The organism is Alteromonas sp. 07-89-2 (assembly GCF_013113925.1).
GTDB classification, from domain to species: domain Bacteria; phylum Pseudomonadota; class Gammaproteobacteria; order Enterobacterales; family Alteromonadaceae; genus Alteromonas; species Alteromonas macleodii.
In genome coordinates, this window is sequence record NZ_VTYM01000001.1 from 198,184 (window position 1) to 217,718 (window position 19,535).

Here is a 19,535-nt window from a genome sequence, read left to right on the forward strand (position 1 = left end):
ATTAACCTCTAGGAAAAACGGCCAATGGATGTGTGGTTATTAGCTGTACGAAGGCGCGAGTACCGGGCTTTATAGCATTTTCGTGGCTTACTCGTACTTTAAGCTCGTCGCCGCAATCTAAGACAACCGCGTAAAGCCGACTTTCGCCTTCGTAGCGTACCCATTCAACCGTACAGTTAGTTTCACTTAGTGTAGCATCTAAGCTTAAATCGTCAGGGCGTACCAACAAGTCTACGTTGCCGCTTGCACCTTGAAGCGGTGTGCCCGGCACATTACCAATATCGGTAACCACTGTGTTGTCTGTATTTGCTGCGCTGCTATCGAACGTCGCACTTAAGAAGCTCGCCTCGCCCATAAAACGCGCCACAAAACGGCTGGCAGGAGAAGAGTAACAGGCTTCAGGTGTGTCTAATTGCTCAAGCACACCTTTATTAAGTATACCCACTCTATCGCCAACGCTTAGCGCCTCTTCCTGATCGTGCGTTACCCAAATAGCAGGTACGCCTGCTTTTTTTAAGGCATCGCGAATTTCCCAGCGCAAGCTGTCTTTTAGCGCAGCATCAAGGTTTGAAAGGGGTTCGTCTAGCAATACAAAGGAAGGTTCGTGAGCTAGCGTTCTTGCTAGCGCAACGCGCTGCTTCTGACCGCCAGAAAGACGTGCAGGTTTTGCATCGCGGAAGTTATCTAGGCCTAATAATTGAAGCCAATGATCGGCCAGCTTAGTGTCTTTTAAACGAAAGCAAACGTTCTGCTGAACGGTAAGATGAGGAAACAACGCAAAGTCTTGAAACACCATACCCACGTTACGCTTTTCAGGCGGAACATGTTTGTTTGCTGTACTCTCCCATTCACCTAGGCTCATAGCACCTTCTGAAATAGGAATAAGCCCAGCCAACGCTTGCAAAATGGTGGTTTTACCGCAGCCGGTTGGCCCCACCAGCATCAGGATTTCGTCTTGTCCAAGCTCAAGATTTAACTTGTCGACAACGCGGGTAGACCCATAATTCACAGACAAATTATTTACACTAAGCATTACGAACGATCATCCTCGGTAACGGTAAACTGGGCTTTTCTTTCGCCCGACAGCATGAGAATTAATCCCACACCTGATAATAAAACAAGTAAAAGCCCCGGCACGGCTGCGCGGCCAAAGTAACCCGCTTCGTAAACACGCCACATATAGGTAGCTAAGGTTTCAAACCCTGTAGGTCCTAACATAAGCGTTGCAGGTAGTTCGCGCATGGCTTCTAAGAACACAAGCGCTGCACCCGCTATCATACCACGAAGGGTTAATGGCAGCGTAATTCGCATAAATGCCTCACGCGGGCTAGCGCCTAGCACACGAGCGGCTTTTACCAGACCTGAATCAATATTCTCAGCCGTACTTCTTACACTTCCCACAGCAAGTGGGATAAAGCGCAGTACATAAGCCATCACAAGCAGACTTAACGTTTGATAGAGCGCTGGCAACTGAAGGCCAACATAAACCAGGGCCGTCCCCATTACGATACCCGGAACCCCAAAGCCAAAATAAGTAATGCGCTCCATAAAACGTCCAGCTTTTCCGGCAATAGCGGCGTGAGCCACCGGAATGGCTAGTAATACAGCAACAATCGCTGCAATAAATGACGCATGAGCTGAGTTCCACGCATAGCTAAATTCAAAACCGCCGGCGCCTTCTCGCACTAACCACAGCGTAAAAATAGCAAGGGGAAGCACAATAGCCATAAATACCACCGGCATAGTAGCCAGCAACATTAGGTTTCGCTGCCAGCGAGCAGGAAACAACGATAAATGCTTACCTGGGCGCTCTTGAGCGCCACTAATACGGCTTTCTATAAATAGAATAAGCCCAACAATAACCATTAGCTGAAGGCTCAGCATGGCGGCTTGACTAAGACCGAAGGCGTTATACTCAACAAAAATAACACGGGTGAAAGTGTCAAAGCCCATTATTGCAGGCGTACCAAAATCGGATAACGCATAAAGTGCAGCAAGGAGTGCCCCTGCGGCAACGCTATTCACAACACGCGGTAAAACCACTCGCCATAAGCTTGCGCCTAAGGTTAACCCTAACGTACGCGCCGCGTTAACTAAGCTTGCATCTAAACTCAGTAAGCTTGAACGGGTTGTCATCATGACAAATGGATAAGTATAAAGGCTCATGACCAGCGCAGAGCCCCAAAGGCCGCTGATAGGTGGCGTGCTAATTCCCAGTACGTTTTCAATTTCGCCACCTGTGCCAAATGAAAAGTACATCGCAAATGCGCCAATGTAGCTTGGTAGTGCTAATGGCGCGGCAAGTAAAATGAGCCAAAACCGCTTAAATGGCATCTGCACATAAGCGGTTAAAAAGGCAAGCGGCACTCCGATAAGTACAGAGCCAATAATGGTAAGCACCACCAATGACACCGTGTTCGCTAGTACCCTTAAGTTATGAGTATCAAAAAGTTGCGCACTATCTTGAGCTAGAGAAAACAAAACGCCGACGGGCAATAAAGCCATCAGCGCGATAAGAAGTGCCAGTGGATACGACTTTGGCCAATTTGTCACAGTACGCCAACTTCCCTCATAAGATTAAGTGTAGGGCGTAAGTCAGCCAGTTTACGAAGGTCCATTTCAGGCGGTGACAGCGTGCTTAGGTCAGCTAAGCCTTGCGGCTGTTCAACCCCCTGAACCAGAGGAATTTCATAGGCTTCGCGAGCAAGATAAGACTGAACTTCGTGCGAAAGTAGGTAACGAATAAAGTTAACCGGCAAGTCACCGTCGCTTAATGCCACAATACCAGACGCATTTACTAGGCAACCTGCGTCGCTTTTACTGTACGCAAGCGCTACGTTTGCATTTGGCTTACCTGATTTAAGGCGAAGGGTATAGTAGTGATTCGCAAAGCCAATATCGACTTCACCACGTTCAACGCCCATCACTACACCAAGTTCACCTGCGTACTTTTTCGAGTGCTTATTAATGCCTTTAAGCCATGATTTAGTGGCTTTATCGCCCTCTAAAATGCGCATTGCCGTGACAAAAGACTGAAACGATGAGTAGGCTGGCGCCCAGCCAATTTTTAAATCGCTGTCGGCTAACGCCATCACGCTTTCAGGGATTTGCTCCGGTTTAACACGCTCAGTGTTATAAGGCAGTGTACGCACACGACCTGTTACCGGTGACCAGCTCGGGTACTGAAAATCTTCACGCAGCTGCGCAGTAAGGTCGTCTGGCAACGACTTAGCCGCGCCAGCATCAGTAACCATGCCAATTGAGCCCGTGTCTACAGCCCAGAAAAGGTCGGCACGTTTAACGCCTGCCTTAGTCTCAGCGACGATGGTGTTGGCCAATGCCGCAGAGCCGCCGCGTCTTATTTTAAGATTAAGCTTTGGATTGCGCTTTTCGATGGCCTTTAGAACATTCTCGTACAAGCCACCTTCACCACGACCTAAGTAAAGTGTGAGATCACCTTCCAATTTAGGCAGTGACTCAACTGACACACTGCCTGTTTGTGTCATAGCGTGAGCAAAACTAAACGGCAAACCAGATAATGCACCGGCCGCTGCTAAGCCTTGTAAGAATGTTCTACGTTGCATACACCTTCCTTAAAATACGTCTTTACGACTTTGTTCTACTTCAACCAAAAGTGCGCGAGCGCGGTCAAGTTTGGCCTGCATAGACTCTACGACTTTACGAACTGAATCAACGCCAGTGTCTTTTGAGATAGCTTGTGGAAGCGTTACGTTAAAGTCTTTCTCCAAGTCTTCAACCAAAGCTGCGTTTTTCGCAATCAAATCACCTTCCACACCTTCAAATCGTTGAAGGTAAGTATCGTGAACGAGTGTAGTTGCTACTTCGTGAAGCTGTTCCGCGTACTTAGCAACAACACGATCAAGACGTGTTTTAATATCGTCGATAACTTCAGGGCCTGTGGTAGGTTCTTTTTCGGTGGTTTGAACCTTGTTCACTAAGCCTTTCTTTTGATACTGGGACGCAAGTTTAACTGCGCCTAACGCCTGCCACAAGGCATGATTTAGCTTCTCTTGCTCTACGCGCACGTCTGCAACAGGCTTGCCTTCATCAATGGCGACTTTCACACCATAAATACCTTGCCAAATAGAGGCGTAAATAGGCACATACTGGGTTTCAATAGCAGAGTGAAAATCCACCTCTTCCCAATACTCAATCAGTGCATCGGTCTTAAGCGATTTATCTTTTGCTTCATACGCATCAACAACACTGCCAAACTTGCTCTCTAACCAATGTACCTCTTCCGTATATTCGCCGATGTGCGCGTGAAGATTGTTCACGTGATCGCCAATGGCACCGTTAGCAAGCGCCTGAGAAGATAGCATCGAGAAAGTGACCGCAGAAGCCAGTACCAAAGCACTCATTTTTTTCAGTGTTGTTGACATAATTATTCCTAAAACGTTTGTCTTTTCACGCAAATGATACTTATTATCATTAAGCAAGTAAAGGTAACTGAACGAGCCCACATGCTAAGTAACGTAGTGTGTTAGCCCTTATTTTTTCTGCACTTTCGACACAGAATACTACATGTTAGTTCATTAACCTTCACTGAACGTACTGATATTCAACGCTATTTACAGAGCGCCAGATCATACATAGGTTACATTTTAATGAAAATGGCGACCAAGTATACGCTTAAGTCAATTAACCTATTCGCAAACATCTAAACGAAAAAAGCCCGCAACCTTAGTTGCGGGCTCTTGAGATTATTAACGCCGTATTTTCGGTGTTACAGACTATCTAACATGGTTTGCGCATCGCTAACGTCGAAACGACCTGGGTCTTCAACGTTTAGCTTTTTCACTTCGCCATCTTCCACAAGCATGGAATAACGTAACGAACGCAAGCCGCCGAAATTGCCCGTGCTCATGTCTAAGCCAATTTGCTTGGTAAAGAAACCATTGCCGTCTGCCAGCATTATGATCTCTTCAGCGTTGCTCGCTTTGCCCCATGCATCCATAACAAATGCATCGTTCACGCTTAAGCAAATAATACTATCAATACCTTTGGCTTTAAGCTTATCAGCAAGCGCTACATAGCCCGGTAAGTGGGCTTGAGAACAGGTCGGTGTAAATGCACCGGGTACCGCAAACAATACAACGCGTTTATCCGAAAACAGTTCGTTCGTTCCTGGGTTGGTTATTTCGCCGTTTTCTAAAAGGCTAAAATCTACTTCAGGCAAAGTGCCCCCAACTTGTATCATGCTACTCTCCTAGATTTTTTTGACACAAATACACATCAAATCTGTGTTTTTTGCTTTCAATAGCCATTGATGCTTTTATTCCTGCCAGCACGTCTGCACTATTTGGGCGTTTCACCACTACCCGGTGCGTGGCTAGCTCTAGTGCTGGCGGTAACAGCGCATCTGCGTCTGGGTCATGACCAAGCAGTTGCTGAAACAGCCGCATTTCCTTTTTCACCAAGGCTGACTTCTTTTTGTGTGGGAACATGGGGTCTAAGTAAATAGCGTTCACATTCTCACCAGTGAAGTATTGCATTACCTCAGCACTATTTCCATGTTGAAGCGACATTTTAGCTGCAAGTTCCGGAAAACTAAGCGCTAATCTGCGAATACCATCTTCAAGCAAGGCGGCAACCACGGGCGATCGCTCTATCATAGTGACCTTGCAGCCAACGCTTACCAATACAAAGGCATCACGACCTAGCCCAGGCGTTGCATCCACTACGTGCCATGCTTCATTGCCTTTGAGACCAATTGCCTTAACAATGGGCTCTTTGCGCCCTCCGCCGTGCTGCTTGCGATACAAACTTGCCGGCGAAGCAAAATCAACCTCTACCGGATTCACTTTTTTCTCACCTGCGTCGGCAAGCCCTAGCACGCCGTTTTGAACCTGCAAATACAGGCCTTCGCTAGGCTTTTCACTGCTGCTAACAACAGGAAAACCCCACTTTTCGCTGATTGCACTAATTAATGCAGCGTCATCCCTATTGGCGTCATCACAAGTAATTAAAGGCACATGATTAAGCATGACCGTACTGCTCCTTATGCCCTATCCATCTATTAATGATGGCTTGAGCGTGAGAGGGGTATTTGTCCCAAAGGGTATAGGCAATTTCCTGAACCTTAGGGATAAGAGCTGCGTCGCGTACTAGGTCTGCTATTTTAAGCTCGGCCATTCCCGTTTGCTTAGTACCCATAAATTCACCCGGGCCACGAATTTCCAAATCGCGCTGGGCAATATAAAAACCGTCGTTAGATTCGCGCAATACGCCAAGGCGCTGAGTAGCGGTTTTCGATAGTGGGCTCTGGTACATAAGTACACACTGACTTTCTACCGCACCACGCCCCACTCGGCCTCTAAGCTGGTGAAGCTGCGCTAAACCCAATCGTTCAGGGTTTTCAATGATCATGATGCTGGCATTAGGTACGTCTACGCCTACTTCAATAACGGTAGTCGCTACCAATAAATCCAGCTTTCCGTCTTTAAAGTCGGCCATAACCTGCGCTTTTTCTGCAGGCTTTAAACGCCCGTGTACCAAACCAACGTGTAAGTCTGGCAGCGCAGTACGAAGGGTAACCGCAGCGTCTTCTGCTGCCTGACACTCCAACACTTCCGACTCATCAATTAGCGTACACACCCAGTAGGCTTGGCGGCCGTTTTCTTTACAAGCCTGACGTACGCGCTCTATCACATCGGCGCGGCGTGTATCGGGTAATACCACGGTTTGCACTGGCGTTCTGCCTGGGGGTAGTTCATCAATTATTGAGGTGTCTAAATCGGCATAGGCCGTCATTGCCAACGTTCTTGGAATAGGCGTTGCCGTCATAATCAGCTGGTGAGGATAGCGGCCTTGTTGCTCACCTTTATCACGAAGGGCCAAACGTTGATGCACACCAAAGCGGTGTTGTTCATCTACAATAACCAGCGCTAGCTGCTGGTAATTTACGCTTTCCTGGAAGATGGCGTGAGTACCCACCAACATTTGAATATCGCCAGCTTCTAAGCGGGCTAATACTTCATTGCGGGCTTTGCCTTTCAGCTTTCCGGCAAGCCAACCTACTTCAATACCTAAAGGTTCTAGCCAGCCACGAAAGTTATTGGCATGCTGTTCAGCCAACAGCTCAGTAGGTGCCATTAACGCTACCTGATGCCCTGCACCAATGGCTGATAGCGCGGCCAGTGCCGCAACTAAGGTTTTGCCCGACCCTACATCGCCTTGTACAAGGCGCATCATAGGCCGCGCGTGCTGCATATCTTTTTGAATATCTTCCACTACCCGAGCCTGCGCCCCCGTTGGTGAGAATGGCAGTTGAGCGAGCATTTTATCGATAAGCGGCTGATTCACCTTAATAGGGATACCGGGCTGGGCGTCAGATAGCTTGCGTACTTTCAACACACTTAGGTGGTGTGACAATAACTCTTCCAGAATTAACCGATACTGAGCAGGGTGCAGCCCCTCTTCCATTTCGTGTACGTCTACATCTGGTGGCGGGCGATGCACCAAATGAAGCGCCTCATTAAGGCTAATTTGGTCATCGTAAATACCGTCGGGCAGTAGGTCGGCCAGCGCGCCTTTATCTAGTAGTTTTAAGGCCTGATCAGTTAAATTGCGAAGGGTTAACTGCTTAACACCGTCTGTGGTGGGGTAAACTGGCGTTAGTGATTCTTCTGATGGTGGCGCGTCTTCATCCACTAATTTAAATTCGGGATGCATCATTTCAATGCCCCACTTTCCAGTACGCACTTCTCCGAAACACCGCACCGTGTTTCCCGGCGTCATAATAGACCGCTGCACTGCACCAAAGTGGAAAAAGCGTAAGGTTATGGTACCCGTACCGTCGCTAAGCTTAACCACTAACATGCGCTTCTTTCCGTACTGAATATCGGCGCTCATTACCTCGCCCTGCACGCTTACATGGGTAAACGGGCGGCACTCTGCCACGCTATAAATACGGGTTCTGTCTTCGTAGCGGTGAGGGAGATGAAACAGAATATCTTGAAGGGTAAACAAACCTATTTTGTTAAGCTTTTCTGCCACCTTTGCGCCTACGCCTTTAAGCGCAGTAATGGGTGTAGTGGCCAGTGCTTGCATCAAGCGATATCCTTCTTTTGGAACATTAACTATTTAACCTTTGAATTGGCACAAGCTGGTGTTATTCAACGTGTTATAGGAAAAGAAGTGTAAAGGATTGTTGAGAGGTTGGCGAGTACGCTTTAGGCCAGTTTTTTACGCTGGCCCTTATACAAGTAAGAGCAAAACTAAAAGTGCAACCAATAGGTTAGGCCCTAGTCGGCCTCTAGCGCGTTTGCTTCTGCTTTTGTGATCTGCATTTCTTTCCACCAGCTATCGTCGGCATCCACTTCACCAATGGCGTTAATAGCAGGCAAAGGCAAACCTTTGCGTTGGCAAAGTTTATACAAACGCGGGTAACCATTTTGAAAGGCCAATGCTTGGCACTCTTCTTCTGGTAACTGCTGGGTGTTATACATACCTGCAATTGTACGTTGGCGCTGGGCTTCGTAAAGTACCAACGCTGCAGCTACCGATACGTTCAACGACTGCACCATGCCCATCATAGGAATAACAATGTCATGGTCGGCAACGGCTTTCGCCTCATCAGAGGCACCGTATTTCTCTTGACCAAACAAAATAGCCGTTGGCTTGGTGTAATCAATATCACGAAAATCGACAGCGGTATCAGATAAGTGGGTTACCAGCACCTGCATGCCTTGACCTTTTAGTTCAGCCATCGCGTCGTTGATATTATCGTGATTGGTTTGACGCACCCATTGTTGGCTGCCCATAGCGGTGCCGCGACGAAACTGGTATTTCTTTTCCCACACGGTGTGAACGCGATGAATACCCACTGCATCACAGGTTCTCACTACTGCAGATACGTTGTGCGGCTTGTGTACATTTTCAAGGCAAACCGTAAGATCAGTTTGCCTTCTTTCCAGCACTTGTCTTATGCGCTGGTAACGCTCAGGTGACATGGCTTACTCCGGCAGTTCCATTACACCATCAATTTCAATTTGTGCACCTTTAGGCAATGCAGACACCTGAACGGCTGCGCGTGCTGGGTAAGGCTTGGTGAAGTAACGGCTCATAATTTCATTAACCGTTGCAAAGTGACCTAGGTCGATAAGGAAGATGTTCACCTTCACTAAGTCATTTGTAGTGCCGCCCGCAGCGTCACACACCGCTTTAATGTTCTCAAAAACTTGTACAGCTTGCGCTTCAAAGTCGTCAGAAACCATTTCCATGGTTTCAGCAACAAGAGGAATTTGACCTGAAAGATATACGGTAGTACCTGCTTTAACCGCTTGGCTATAAGTACCAATAGCAGCAGGTGCCTTATCGGTCTGAATAATAGACTTAGACATAGTAGTTCCTAAATAGTGTAGTAATTAGTGTCGTGATTGACTATGACGAGACACTCTTTGAACTTCCGGCATGGTACGTATTTTTTTCATTACGCGAGCCAAGTGCACACGGTTGTGCGTGGTTAGTTCAAGGTCAATAAAGTAGATATTACTCTCTTTCTCTTCAGTTTGCAGACCAATGATATTGGAATCGCACCCTGAAATGGTGTTCGTTAATGTTGCCAGTGTGCCCTGATGGTTAAACAACTCTATACGCAGTGAGGCTTTAAATTCACCTTGCGGGTTGTCGTCCCACTGCATGGGCAGTACGCGCTGAGGTTCTTCTCGCGTAAGCTTGCGAATATTGTTACACCCAATTTGGTGAATAGTCATACCGCGGCCGGGGCTCAATACCGCTACAATTTCATCGTCTGGAATAGGATGGCAACAACGAGAATAGTGAACAAGCAGGCCTTCTGTGCCGCGAATAGCCACATTACCTTTCTTGTCTGATAAGTCTGTTGTGCTTTCACCCAATAAACGACGCGCTACAATTGCGCTTAGCTCGTTACCAAGGCCGATATCTACTAGCAAATCGTCAAAATTAGCATGCTTAGTTTCGGCCACCACACGTTCGATATCTTCGTTTGGAATATCGTCTAGTTTAACGCTGCCTAACGCATGACGAAGTAGACGGTTACCCATGTTCACCGCTTCTTGAGAATGCTGTTTACGCAGATACTGACGAATACGCGTTCGCGCGCGAGCGCTCACCACAAAGTTTAGCCAATTTGCATTAGGCTTCGCTTTCGGCGAGGTAATAATTTCCACGGTTTGACCGTTTTCGAGCGGCTTACTTAAGCTAAAGTTTCTGCGCTCTACGCGCACACCTACGCAGGTATTCCCCACATCAGAATGCACGGCATAAGCGAAGTCAACGGCGGTTGCGCCCATTGGCAACTCGATAATACGTCCGTCTGGTGTAAATACGTAAATTTCATCAGGGAACAGATCGGTTTTTACCGATTCGATGAATTCAAAGGATGAGCTGGCCGACTGCTGAAGCTCAAGTAGGCTTTGCATCCACTTGCGCGCTCTAAGCTGTGCAGTGGTGCCATTATCGCCAGGTTCTTTGTAAAGCCAGTGCGCCGCCACCCCTTTGTCTGCCATTTGGTCCATTTCCTGGGTTCGAATTTGAATTTCCACAGGAATGCCGTGCGGGCCAATTAATGACGTATGCAACGACTGATAGCCGTTGGTTCGAGGGATAGCGATATAATCTTTAAAACGGTTTTCAATAGGCTTGTACAGCCCATGCATAGCACCAAGGGCGCGATAACAGTTATCTACCGATTGAACAACGATACGAAACGCATAAATATCCATTACCTCATTGAACATCAGTTCTTTGTTTTTCATTTTGCGGTAAATGGAATACAGGTGTTTTTCGCGACCCAGTACATTCGACTCAATTTGATAGGCGTCTAAACGAGTGTTCAGCTCTTCGCGAATGTTTTCGATAATCTCTTTACGATTACCGCGGGCCTGGCGCACAGCAGATTTTAGTGCGCGATGACGCATAGGGTACATCGCCTGAAAACCTAAATCTTCAAGCTCATTTTTAATGTCGTGAATACCCAAGCGGTGGGCGATTGGCGCGTAGATTTCTAGCGTTTCTAGCGCAATGCGGCGGCGCTTGTCTGGTCGTAATGACCCGAGCGTGCGCATGTTGTGCGTGCGATCAGCAAGCTTAATAAGAATAACCCTGATGTCTTGCACCATGGCCATCATCATTTTACGGAAGTTCTCCGCCTGCGCTTCCTGCTTAGTGCTAAAGGCGAGTTTATCTAGCTTACTAACACCTTCTACCAGTTCAGCAACGGTATCGCCAAAAGCTTCGGCTAAGTCTTCTTTGCTGTAATGGGTATCTTCAATAACGTCGTGAAGGAGTGCCGCCATGATCGTTTCGTGATCAAGGTGCATGTCAGCCAAAATACCGGCGACTGCAACTGGGTGAGTAATGTACGGATCGCCGCTTGAACGCATTTGTCCATCGTGCGCTTCTTGCGCAAGCACAAAAGATTCTTGTACCAACTGAACGCGGTCGGCTGGTAAGTACTCTAAAACTTTCTGCTTTAAACCTTCAAACAAATACACAGTGAAGCGTGACCCTTATCTAACGTTACAACCCTAAGAATACGTTTAATTGTGCGAGAAGCCAATACGCCAAAAGCAAAGCGCCAGTGCTTTTTTCAAGGCACTGGCGCTAAAATACCGATAAAACCGTTAAAAAGAGGTTTTATTGATCAGATAGGATGTTTGCTACTGATGCAAATTCAGCATGTTCTTGCTGCTCTTGAGCTTGAAGTTCTGCTTGTTCAAGCGTAGCAGCTGTTACCAAACCTTCTTCAATTTCACGAAGTGCTGTAACAGTTGGCTTATCGTTTTGAACGTCAACCATAGGATCTTTGCCTTCAGTGGCAATTTGACGTGCACGGCGTGCAGCAACAAGCACTAGGTCAAAGCGGTTACCAATTTTATCTACGGCATCTTCTACAGTTACGCGAGCCATGTATTTCTCCGAAAATTAGGTTGAGCAAGTTATTCAAAAAACGGCCGCGTAGTATACACAGATACGTGGCGCGATCCTAGCGTTTTGTTTGAATTTGAAGCAGTCAGATCATGCAATTTATGCAGCGATCGTTCGATGCTAAAACAAAACACGTATTGTTAAGTTAAGCTTACGCGCTACCGAGCAGTTCGTCCAATAGCACTTGATGGCGCATTTGTTGTTTTCCCGTGCGAAGTCGCTGTGCTGTAACGATGGCTTCCAAATCGTTTAACGCAGTCGCAAAGTCGTCGTTAATAATTACGCTATCGAACTCATTGAAATGAGACATTTCAGCTACGGCTTGTGCCATACGCCCTGCAATGACTTCTTCACTGTCTTGACCGCGATTATTTAAACGCTGCTCTAGCACGTCGAGTGAAGGCGGAAGAATGAAAATACCGCATGTGTCTGGCATAAGCTTTTTGACTTGGCGCGCGCCCTGCCAATCGATATCTAAAAATACGTCAATACCACGGTGCAAAGTTTGTTCAATTGTCACGCGGGATGTGCCGTAATAATTGCCAAATACTTCTGCGTATTCAAAAAACACACCCTGTTCAATCAGCGCTTCAAACTGCTCTCGGCTCACGAAATGGTAGTGCACGCCGTCGACTTCACCCGGACGAGGTTGACGTGTTGTATGAGATACAGACACCTGCATTGGCGTAGCTGTATTGCTTTCATACTTTTCCATTAGCGCCTTTATAAGGCTTGATTTTCCTGCTCCAGAAGGAGCCGCAAGAATGAATAAGTTGCCGAGTAGTGAAGCCATAGGGTATTAAAATTCTTTCAAAATGTGGTGATTTCAAGTGGCAATGATAGCATATTAAGCGGTTGTGCCGTACCTTTCATTGCATAGTGAATACTTGGTTCACTCTATCAAGCTTATGCCGATGGGTTACCACAGCAAAAATTAATGGGGTCAGAGTACTTTTTCTGGCCCTAAATGTACTCTGACCCCAAAACTAGGAAATAAAGCATGACTCAGCAACTTCTGCCGTGCGTAGAGATAAACCCATCCACTACGCCTGATGCCTGCGTTATCTGGCTTCACGGTCTTGGCGATTCAGGCCATGGTTTTGCGCCTATTGTGCCCGAGCTAAAACTACCCGAATCAATGGCGGTTAAATTTCTCTTTCCTCACGCTCCAGAACGCCCTGTAACTATCAATGGCGGCATGAGAATGCGCGCGTGGTACGATATTAAATCGTTAGATTTTGAAAGCCGTGCGGACTTAGAAGGTGTAAAAGAGTCGGCTGCTCAGGTAGAAGCGCTTATCGAAGCACAAATTGAAAGTGGTATTCCTAGCGAACGTATTGTACTTGCAGGATTTTCTCAGGGCGGTGTTATTGCTCTGCACTTGGCACCTAGATATGCCAATAAATTTGCAGGTGTTATCGCTCTATCTACCTACATGTGCGAGCCATCACTTCTTGCAAGCGAAGCAAAAGACACAAACCGCGAAACGCCAATTATGATGGCGCATGGGGAGCAAGACGAAGTAGTGCCGGTATTTATGGGCAATGCTGCGTTTAAAACGCTGAGCGAAAGTGGCTTTAATGCCACGTGGCAGACTTACACTATGCAGCACAATGTTTGTATGCAAGAGCTTAACGACATTAGTGCGTGGCTTCAAAAAGTTCTAGGGTAATGCCTTAAGAGCCTGTTGGTTCCTGCTGCAAATTACGTTCATATAATAAAGATCAACAGGCCCTAGTATTTGAACAAAAGAGAAAGCTGGTGAAGCAAAAAAAGCCAGCTTTATTCTTAGCGTAAGTGGGTACACGTCTATCGATTGCAAAGTCGCGCCTTCCGTCTCTTCTTTATTTCACGTTTATTCCAAAACTATTCGACGACTCTGTTGCGCCCCGCATTTTTAGCTTTGTAAAGGTTGTCATCGGCCTGCTTCAAACAAGCGTGCAAGTTTGTATCAGTAAGCGCTGTGGCTACACCAAAGCTTGCGGTTATCGAGTGATTAACATCACCCTCTACAAACGGATTAGCTTCAACCACCTTCCTCATTTTTTCCGCTAATTTTACCGCTTGGCTCAACGTCGCATGAGGGAATAGAACCAAAAACTCTTCACCACCGGTTCTTGCCACCACGTCAGTAGTTCTTACTGCTTCTTTCATTAAACGAGTGATGTGTATAAGCACTTCGTCACCAATATCGTGGCCATAGGTATCGTTGATTGTTTTGAAATGGTCAATATCTACCACCACCGCACTTAAAGGGAAATGAGCACCGGGATCTTGCATTGCGCGTTCAAAAAAAACAGCTTCAAGAAACCGCCGGTTGGGAAGTTTTGTAAGTGGATCGGTATTAGCCTGACGCATGCGCTCTAGATTTTCACGCAGCATTTCTTTTCTGCTTTGATGCCAGAAATTTTCACCTATAAAGGCGACGCAAATGAAACAGAACGTAGCGATTAAGAAGCGGGAAACATGTTCTGCTGGGTACTCAGCCACTATTTTTTCTTGATTGTAGAGCATAAAAATAGCGATACCCATGGTTACTGCTACGTAAATCATTGCGGGCTTGAAACGCACAACAACTATCTGAATAAAAAGCAGGGGAAAAATAAAATAAAGCCCAGTGTTATTGAGCCCGCCGGTATAAACCAAGCCGTTTATGGTAAATGCTACCACTAAGCCTGCTAAATAATAGAAGACATCAACGCGAGGGAACATATGGGATAACGCCACATTGGCGTACACAAAAGCGGCTGACCCCGCCAGCGTTCCAACGAGCAATGGGTTGTTTGTACCCATGTTGATCCACGCCATAAACGCCATAATGGTGCCACCAACATAAGATATGAAATATAGCGTTAAGCGCCTTCGTTTTGCTTCCGCTTCATCTTGCTGAGCACTTCTAAGTAATTGACGCAACGACGAACTGTCCATAAAAAGACTTATCTCCGCATTTAAAACTAGTTAACCATTATTCCTTTCAGCATAGACTGAATGTCTAATAATAACCAAGGAGAAAACTGTGCCTAATTTCAAACATTAATACAGAAAATGCGTATACTACGGGGTATATCGTATGACGTTATGTGATACATCGTTTTAGTTTCTTTTTATATAGTTTGGAATAGCCATGAGTCACCTCAACACTACCCGCACCGTTCGAATTGCTACTAGAAAAAGTGCTTTAGCGCTTTGGCAAGCAGAGTATGTGAAGGCAAAATTGTTGGAGCATTATCCGTCAATGACCGTTGAGCTTGTACCTATGAGCACGCAGGGCGACAAAATTTTAGATACACCTCTGGCGAAAATTGGTGGTAAAGGGCTTTTCATAAAAGAGCTTGAAATTGCCATGCTTGAAGGCCGTGCCGATATTGCCGTGCACTCTATGAAAGACGTACCGGTTGAATTTCCTGAAGGTTTTGGCCTTCACGCTATTTGTGAGCGAGAAAACCCGTTCGACGCTTTTGTTTCAAATAACCACGACAGTTTAGATGCCCTGCCCCAGGGCGCAGTAGTAGGTACGTCTAGCCTTCGCAGACAGTGCCAAATTCGCAAGTATCGCCCTGACCTTATCATCAAGGACCTGCGCGGAAACGTGAATACCCGCCTAGCCAAGCTAGACGCAGGTGAGTACGACGCCATTATCTTAGCTTCTGCTGGCCTTATTCGCCTTGAAATGGAATCTCGTATTCGCATGCCGTTACCTGCTGATATTTCACTACCCGCCGTTGGGCAGGGTGCCGTAGGTATTGAGTGCCGTAACGACGATGAAGAGCTAATTAAGTTGCTACAGGCGTTGAACCATACAGACACCAATACACGTGTTACCGCAGAACGCGCCATGAACGAGAGATTGGAAGGCGGTTGCCAAGTACCTATTGGTAGCTTTGCCACACTTGATGGCGATGTGCTGACATTAACCGGTATGGTTGGTAAGCCAGATGGTTCAGAGCTGCTCTTTGCTTCTGCTACAGCGTCGCGAGAAAAAGCCGCAGATATTGGTGTTGAAGTAGCGGAATCCCTTCTTGAGCAAGGTGCCGGTGAAATTTTAAAGGCGCTTTATAACTAAGTTATAGTTTGTCGAATGCGTGCAGGTTTACGCAGTAAAATAAAAGGATGAAAATTCGATAGTATGTTGCTGTTTACACGCCCACTGCCAAAGTTAAAAGCAAGCGCCGCTGCCTTCGAAAAAGCCGGAATTGACGCGGTAGGCATTGCTACGTCTAACATCATTGATATTTCGTCTGAAAGAAAAGCTGCTGCAGAATTTTTAGCGTCAAATGCAGTAAACGCAATTGTTGTTACCAGCGTATATGCTGTAGACACCGTTATTGAAGGCTTACGCGAAACGGCTAACGAATTACCATTGATCATAGCTGTGGGCGATGCCACTGCACGAAAATTACAAGCGGGACTTCAGGCGTTTTCATCGGCGCAGGTTGCTATTCCCGAAGCCCATACATCCGAAGGTATACTGGCAATGCACCAACTTAATGAGGCAAACTGTCAGCATGTCGTTATCATTAAGGGTGAAGGTGGGCGCGACGCCATAGCCACTGGATTAGACGAAAAAGGTATTTTAGTGAATAGCTTTTGCGTTTATAAAAGAGAGCAACTTACAAGCCCAATTTACACAAAACGGTGGAAAATGGGCGAAGTTAGCGGCATTATCGCTACAAGCGAAGCAATGGCACTGCAACTAATTGCGCAATTTGGCCAAGCACTTAAATCTATTAAATGGTTAACAGTGAGCGACCGAATTGCCAAAACCCTTACTAGCCAAGGCATTAAAGAGGTAGCGGTTTGTCAGCGAGCCACCGATCAGGCACTCATCGCCTGGGTAAAGGATAACTGGGAGTATTGAATGGCCAACAACAATGAAAGTAGCCCACAAAAAGAGGAACTCGTGAAAGTGGAAGCTGAAAAAGACGTTATCGAATCTTCTGCCACGCACAGTGAATCAACACCGTCGGGTGCTGCTAAAAAGAAATCTTCGGGAAATGGTCTACTGTGGTTTGTTGTAATCATCCTTTTTCTTATCGTGCTTGGTATGGCTGGCGCAGGTTACTGGTATTACATGCAGCAACAGTCGGCAAGCAAGGACTCTGAGTCTGCACTTCAAACGACGACCTCTCAGCTAAACACTATTGAGCGTGAGCGCGCTGGTCTTGTTGCCTCTATTGACAAAGTAGCTCGCACCAACCAGACGTTAGAAAGCACGGTAGCCGAGTTAAAAGCGCAAAACGAAAAGCTGACGCTGCAAGCTGAATCGACTCTTGAACAACTAAATAATATGGAAGGTCGCCGCCCGGCAGACTGGCTCATTGCTGAAGCTGATTACTTAGTTCGCATGGCAGGCAGAAAGCTTTGGTTAGAAAACGACGTACGCACAGCAATTTTGCTGCTAGTTAACGCAGATAAACGCTTAAAGTCATTGGCCGACCCATCGGTACTTCCGGTTCGCGCAAACCTTGCAGAAGATATTCAAACCTTACAACAGCTCAACCCTGTATCACAAAGTTCCGTCGCTCTCGCGCTTACGGGTATGATTGCTCAAATTGACAAATTGCCACTTGATACCTTCGAAAAACCAGAAGACGCCAATGCAGAAGACACAACCTTATCGGAGTCAGCTGACGACTGGCAGGAGAACCTTGCAAAGGTGTGGCGTTCACTGGTGAACGATTTTCTTACCATAAAAACCATTGAAGGCCCGGTTGAACCAGTGCTTTCACTAGAAGCCCAGTTCCTGGCAAAAGAGCAGCTTCGTCTGCAGCTTATGCACGCGCAAACCGCCGCGCTTAAGGGCGATGCAGGGCTTTACAACCAGTCGCTTCAATACGCTCAAACGCTAATTATTGAAAAGTTCGACACAGAAAAAAGCCAGGTAACGGGCTTTGTAGATGCACTACAAAACCTCATTGCTACCGATGTATCGCGCCCAATACCTACAGAGCTAGCGTCACAAAAACCGCTAGAGCGTTTATTGGATAGCCGCGTTAAGCAAGTGTTCGGACAAGGAGCAAGTGCACTATGAAATGGTTAGCTATTGCCCTTGCGGTATTAGCCGCATTCGTTGTTGCACTAATTGTTGGCCCAATGTTGTTAGGTGATAAGGGCTACGTACTAATATCACTGGGTAACACCGCTGTTGAAATGACGGTGATTAGCTTTTGTATTTTAGTGATAGGTGCCGTCATTGCCTGGTACGTACTATCTCGACTTGTATTGTGGGCGTTAAGCCTGATCACAGGTTCACATAAATGGTTCGGCACCTTAGGTGAGCGCAAACGTAAGCGTGCGTTTTACGACGGCTTACACGCAATGGCTGCAGGTGATTTTGATACGGCTCAAAAGGCGCTAAGCAAAACCACCAACGGCGATTTCGAAGGCGTTAACTATTTGGCGTCAGCGCAAATTGCTTTTGCCAATAACGATTTAGCCAAAGCCCGTTATTTCCTTGTTCAGGCAACTGACTTTCCAAAAGCGAAAGTAGCCGCAACGGTCATGCACGCGCGTATTGATATGGCTGAAGAAAAATACGATGCGGCACTAGAGAAACTTAACGAACTTGACGAGCAAGAGCGCGATAACAAGCAGGTTGTGCAGTTAAAAGCGCAAATTCTTGCCAAGCTAGGTAAATGGCAAGTACTTCAAGAGAATTTGTCAGGCTGGCGTAAAGCATTGCCCAAAGCAGACTACACTACATGGAGCCAGCGCATCGCCAAAGGTAAGTTTGCCGAAATTGCCAGCAAACAAGGCGCTGTCGAGCTTAAATCGTATTGGGAAACCCTTCCTCGTAAGCTTCGTCACGACGATGCTTACCGCGCGGCCTACATTCAACAGTTGCTTGACCAAGGTATGCATGCCGACGCACAGAATTTGCTAGTTGAATGGCAAAAACGTGGCCCGAATAGCGCCCTGTTTCCGCTGTTCACGCAGCTTAATATTCCTGATGCATCGCCATCACTACGACTGCTTGAAAGCTGGATAAAGCAAGACGAAGAAAACGTGTCGCTATACTCCACGCTAGGCCAAGTTGCATTCAATTCCGGCGATGATGTGTTGGCGGAAAAAGCCCTGCTTAAAGCCACTAAAATGAAGTCGCGCAAAGAAGACTTATTGCTGTTGTCTGCAATTAGCGAACGCAAGCACGACACAGCCACTGCACTTCAGCTTTACAAGGAAGGTCAGCAGCTAGCAAGCTAGATGAATATTCATTTAGCTTTCTGGTAGTACTTGTATTACCCGTAAAATTGAAGATATAGTAAAAAGGAATTCTCAATTCGGGTTGTTTCAACCACAACCCGAATTGACTTAAACAACTTGTCGGAGTGCTTCACTGTTAATCCAGTAAGCTGAGACCGCGAAAGTGGGATCCGTAGAACCTGATCAGGCTAATACCTGCGAAGGGAACAAGAAAATACAATGTGCACAATGTTAAACCGTGGTTTAGCGTTGTGAGGCGAAGTTGTTTTGCTGTTGATGATACAGACACACCCATTACGGTGCTGCTCGTCACTCAAGGTAAACTGTTCAAGTTTATCCCCAAGTCAACATCAACGGAGTAAAGGGTTGTAATCACCAAAACCTTTACCAACAATCTC

Annotated in this window: 18 protein-coding genes and 1 riboswitch; of the genes, 5 read left to right on the forward strand and 13 right to left on the reverse strand. The window is 46.6% G+C overall.

Annotated elements, in window-relative coordinates; translation table 11 throughout:
- Position 1 precedes the first annotated feature (1 nt).
- The 12 genes from F0261_RS00860 to gmk form a co-directional block, all read right to left on the reverse strand.
- Positions 2 to 1,033 carry an ABC transporter ATP-binding protein gene (locus F0261_RS00860; RefSeq protein WP_171336962.1) on the reverse strand — a complete coding sequence of 344 codons (1,032 nt, stop codon included), beginning with the start codon at positions 1,031 to 1,033 and terminating at the stop codon, positions 2 to 4.
- Positions 1,033 to 2,553 carry an iron ABC transporter permease gene (locus F0261_RS00865; RefSeq protein ID WP_014975321.1) on the reverse strand — a complete coding sequence of 507 codons (1,521 nt, stop codon included), beginning with the start codon at positions 2,551 to 2,553 and terminating at the stop codon, positions 1,033 to 1,035. The genes F0261_RS00860 and F0261_RS00865 overlap by 1 nt, the downstream gene beginning before the upstream one ends.
- A complete protein-coding gene (locus F0261_RS00870; RefSeq protein WP_171336963.1) occupies positions 2,550 to 3,584 on the reverse strand; it encodes an extracellular solute-binding protein in 1,035 nt (344 codons plus the stop codon). The genes F0261_RS00865 and F0261_RS00870 overlap by 4 nt, the downstream gene beginning before the upstream one ends.
- A 9-nt stretch (positions 3,585 to 3,593) precedes the next feature.
- Positions 3,594 to 4,403 carry a hypothetical protein gene (locus tag F0261_RS00875; RefSeq protein WP_171336964.1) on the reverse strand — a complete coding sequence of 270 codons (810 nt, stop codon included), beginning with the start codon at positions 4,401 to 4,403 and terminating at the stop codon, positions 3,594 to 3,596.
- 344 nt (positions 4,404 to 4,747) lie between these two features.
- On the reverse strand, positions 4,748 to 5,221 hold the full coding sequence (locus F0261_RS00880) for a peroxiredoxin (protein ID WP_014947810.1): 474 nt from the start codon (positions 5,219 to 5,221) through the stop codon (positions 4,748 to 4,750).
- Position 5,222: 1 nt separating this feature from the next.
- Positions 5,223 to 6,008 carry a class I SAM-dependent methyltransferase gene (locus tag F0261_RS00885; RefSeq protein ID WP_039226914.1) on the reverse strand — a complete coding sequence of 262 codons (786 nt, stop codon included), beginning with the start codon at positions 6,006 to 6,008 and terminating at the stop codon, positions 5,223 to 5,225.
- Positions 6,001 to 8,073, reverse strand: a complete 2,073-nt coding sequence (recG, locus tag F0261_RS00890) for an ATP-dependent DNA helicase RecG (protein WP_171337026.1) — start codon at positions 8,071 to 8,073, stop codon at positions 6,001 to 6,003. Before recG ends, F0261_RS00885 begins: the two co-directional genes overlap by 8 nt.
- 194 nt (positions 8,074 to 8,267) lie before the next feature.
- Positions 8,268 to 8,975, reverse strand: coding sequence for a tRNA (guanosine(18)-2'-O)-methyltransferase TrmH (gene trmH, locus F0261_RS00895; protein ID WP_014975317.1), 708 nt, complete (start codon positions 8,973 to 8,975; stop codon positions 8,268 to 8,270).
- A 3-nt stretch (positions 8,976 to 8,978) separates the two neighbouring features.
- Positions 8,979 to 9,365 (reverse strand): RidA family protein, encoded by a 387-nt coding sequence (locus F0261_RS00900; protein WP_014975316.1) that lies wholly within the window; start codon positions 9,363 to 9,365, stop codon positions 8,979 to 8,981.
- A 24-nt stretch (positions 9,366 to 9,389) separates the two neighbouring features.
- A complete protein-coding gene (spoT, locus tag F0261_RS00905; RefSeq protein WP_039226917.1) occupies positions 9,390 to 11,501 on the reverse strand; it encodes a bifunctional GTP diphosphokinase/guanosine-3',5'-bis pyrophosphate 3'-pyrophosphohydrolase in 2,112 nt (703 codons plus the stop codon).
- A gap of 142 nt (positions 11,502 to 11,643) precedes the next feature.
- Positions 11,644 to 11,916 carry a DNA-directed RNA polymerase subunit omega gene (gene rpoZ, locus F0261_RS00910; protein ID WP_014947805.1) on the reverse strand — a complete coding sequence of 91 codons (273 nt, stop codon included), beginning with the start codon at positions 11,914 to 11,916 and terminating at the stop codon, positions 11,644 to 11,646.
- Positions 11,917 to 12,085: 169 nt separating this feature from the next.
- Entirely contained in the window at positions 12,086 to 12,727 is a 642-nt protein-coding gene (gene gmk / locus F0261_RS00915; protein WP_014947804.1) for a guanylate kinase, read from the reverse strand.
- Between the two features lie 207 nt (positions 12,728 to 12,934).
- On the opposite strand from gmk, the gene F0261_RS00920 reads away from it, so the two are divergent.
- Positions 12,935 to 13,606 (forward strand): alpha/beta hydrolase, encoded by a 672-nt coding sequence (locus F0261_RS00920; protein ID WP_171336965.1) that lies wholly within the window; start codon positions 12,935 to 12,937, stop codon positions 13,604 to 13,606.
- Between the two features lie 194 nt (positions 13,607 to 13,800).
- Here F0261_RS00920 and F0261_RS00925 read toward each other — a convergent pair whose 3' ends face one another.
- On the reverse strand, positions 13,801 to 14,862 hold the full coding sequence (locus F0261_RS00925; protein ID WP_171336966.1) for a GGDEF domain-containing protein: 1,062 nt from the start codon (positions 14,860 to 14,862) through the stop codon (positions 13,801 to 13,803).
- Positions 14,863 to 15,058: 196 nt separating this feature from the next.
- Between F0261_RS00925 and hemC the strand changes: the two genes are divergently transcribed.
- The 4 genes from hemC (at position 15,059) to F0261_RS00945 (ending at position 19,137) form a co-directional block, all read left to right on the forward strand.
- Complete coding sequence (gene hemC / locus F0261_RS00930) at positions 15,059 to 15,997, forward strand: hydroxymethylbilane synthase (RefSeq protein WP_014947801.1); 939 nt, start codon at positions 15,059 to 15,061, stop codon at positions 15,995 to 15,997.
- A gap of 63 nt (positions 15,998 to 16,060) precedes the next feature.
- Positions 16,061 to 16,792: a uroporphyrinogen-III synthase gene (locus tag F0261_RS00935; protein WP_171336967.1), complete on the forward strand. Its 732-nt coding sequence runs from the start codon at positions 16,061 to 16,063 to the stop codon at positions 16,790 to 16,792.
- On the forward strand, positions 16,793 to 17,965 hold the full coding sequence (locus F0261_RS00940; RefSeq protein ID WP_171336968.1) for a uroporphyrinogen-III C-methyltransferase: 1,173 nt from the start codon (positions 16,793 to 16,795) through the stop codon (positions 17,963 to 17,965).
- Positions 17,962 to 19,137, forward strand: a complete 1,176-nt coding sequence (locus F0261_RS00945) for a heme biosynthesis HemY N-terminal domain-containing protein (protein ID WP_171336969.1) — start codon at positions 17,962 to 17,964, stop codon at positions 19,135 to 19,137. Before F0261_RS00940 ends, F0261_RS00945 begins: the two co-directional genes overlap by 4 nt.
- A gap of 111 nt (positions 19,138 to 19,248) precedes the next feature.
- Positions 19,249 to 19,360: riboswitch (TPP riboswitch) on the forward strand.
- Positions 19,361 to 19,535 lie beyond the last annotated feature (175 nt).

Excerpts from the sequence above, each read along its gene's own strand:
- F0261_RS00860 (WP_171336962.1), bottom strand. The coding sequence starts at position 1,033 with ATGCTTAGTGTAAATAATTTGTCTGTGAATTATGGGTCTACCCGCGTT.
- F0261_RS00870 (WP_171336963.1), bottom strand. The coding sequence starts at position 3,584 with ATGCAACGTAGAACATTCTTACAAGGCTTAGCAGCGGCCGGTGCATTA.
- F0261_RS00875 (WP_171336964.1), bottom strand. The coding sequence starts at position 4,403 with ATGTCAACAACACTGAAAAAAATGAGTGCTTTGGTACTGGCTTCTGCG.
- F0261_RS00880 (WP_014947810.1), bottom strand. The coding sequence starts at position 5,221 with ATGATACAAGTTGGGGGCACTTTGCCTGAAGTAGATTTTAGCCTTTTA.
- F0261_RS00885 (WP_039226914.1), bottom strand. The coding sequence starts at position 6,008 with ATGCTTAATCATGTGCCTTTAATTACTTGTGATGACGCCAATAGGGAT.
- recG (WP_171337026.1), bottom strand. The coding sequence starts at position 8,073 with ATGCAAGCACTGGCCACTACACCCATTACTGCGCTTAAAGGCGTAGGC.
- trmH (WP_014975317.1), bottom strand. The coding sequence starts at position 8,975 with ATGTCACCTGAGCGTTACCAGCGCATAAGACAAGTGCTGGAAAGAAGG.
- F0261_RS00900 (WP_014975316.1), bottom strand. The coding sequence starts at position 9,365 with ATGTCTAAGTCTATTATTCAGACCGATAAGGCACCTGCTGCTATTGGT.
- rpoZ (WP_014947805.1), bottom strand. The coding sequence starts at position 11,916 with ATGGCTCGCGTAACTGTAGAAGATGCCGTAGATAAAATTGGTAACCGC.
- gmk (WP_014947804.1), bottom strand. The coding sequence starts at position 12,727 with ATGGCTTCACTACTCGGCAACTTATTCATTCTTGCGGCTCCTTCTGGA.
- F0261_RS00920 (WP_171336965.1), top strand. The coding sequence starts at position 12,935 with ATGACTCAGCAACTTCTGCCGTGCGTAGAGATAAACCCATCCACTACG.
- F0261_RS00925 (WP_171336966.1), bottom strand. The coding sequence starts at position 14,862 with ATGGACAGTTCGTCGTTGCGTCAATTACTTAGAAGTGCTCAGCAAGAT.
- hemC (WP_014947801.1), top strand. The coding sequence starts at position 15,059 with ATGAGTCACCTCAACACTACCCGCACCGTTCGAATTGCTACTAGAAAA.
- F0261_RS00935 (WP_171336967.1), top strand. The coding sequence starts at position 16,061 with ATGTTGCTGTTTACACGCCCACTGCCAAAGTTAAAAGCAAGCGCCGCT.
- F0261_RS00940 (WP_171336968.1), top strand. The coding sequence starts at position 16,793 with ATGGCCAACAACAATGAAAGTAGCCCACAAAAAGAGGAACTCGTGAAA.
- F0261_RS00945 (WP_171336969.1), top strand. The coding sequence starts at position 17,962 with ATGAAATGGTTAGCTATTGCCCTTGCGGTATTAGCCGCATTCGTTGTT.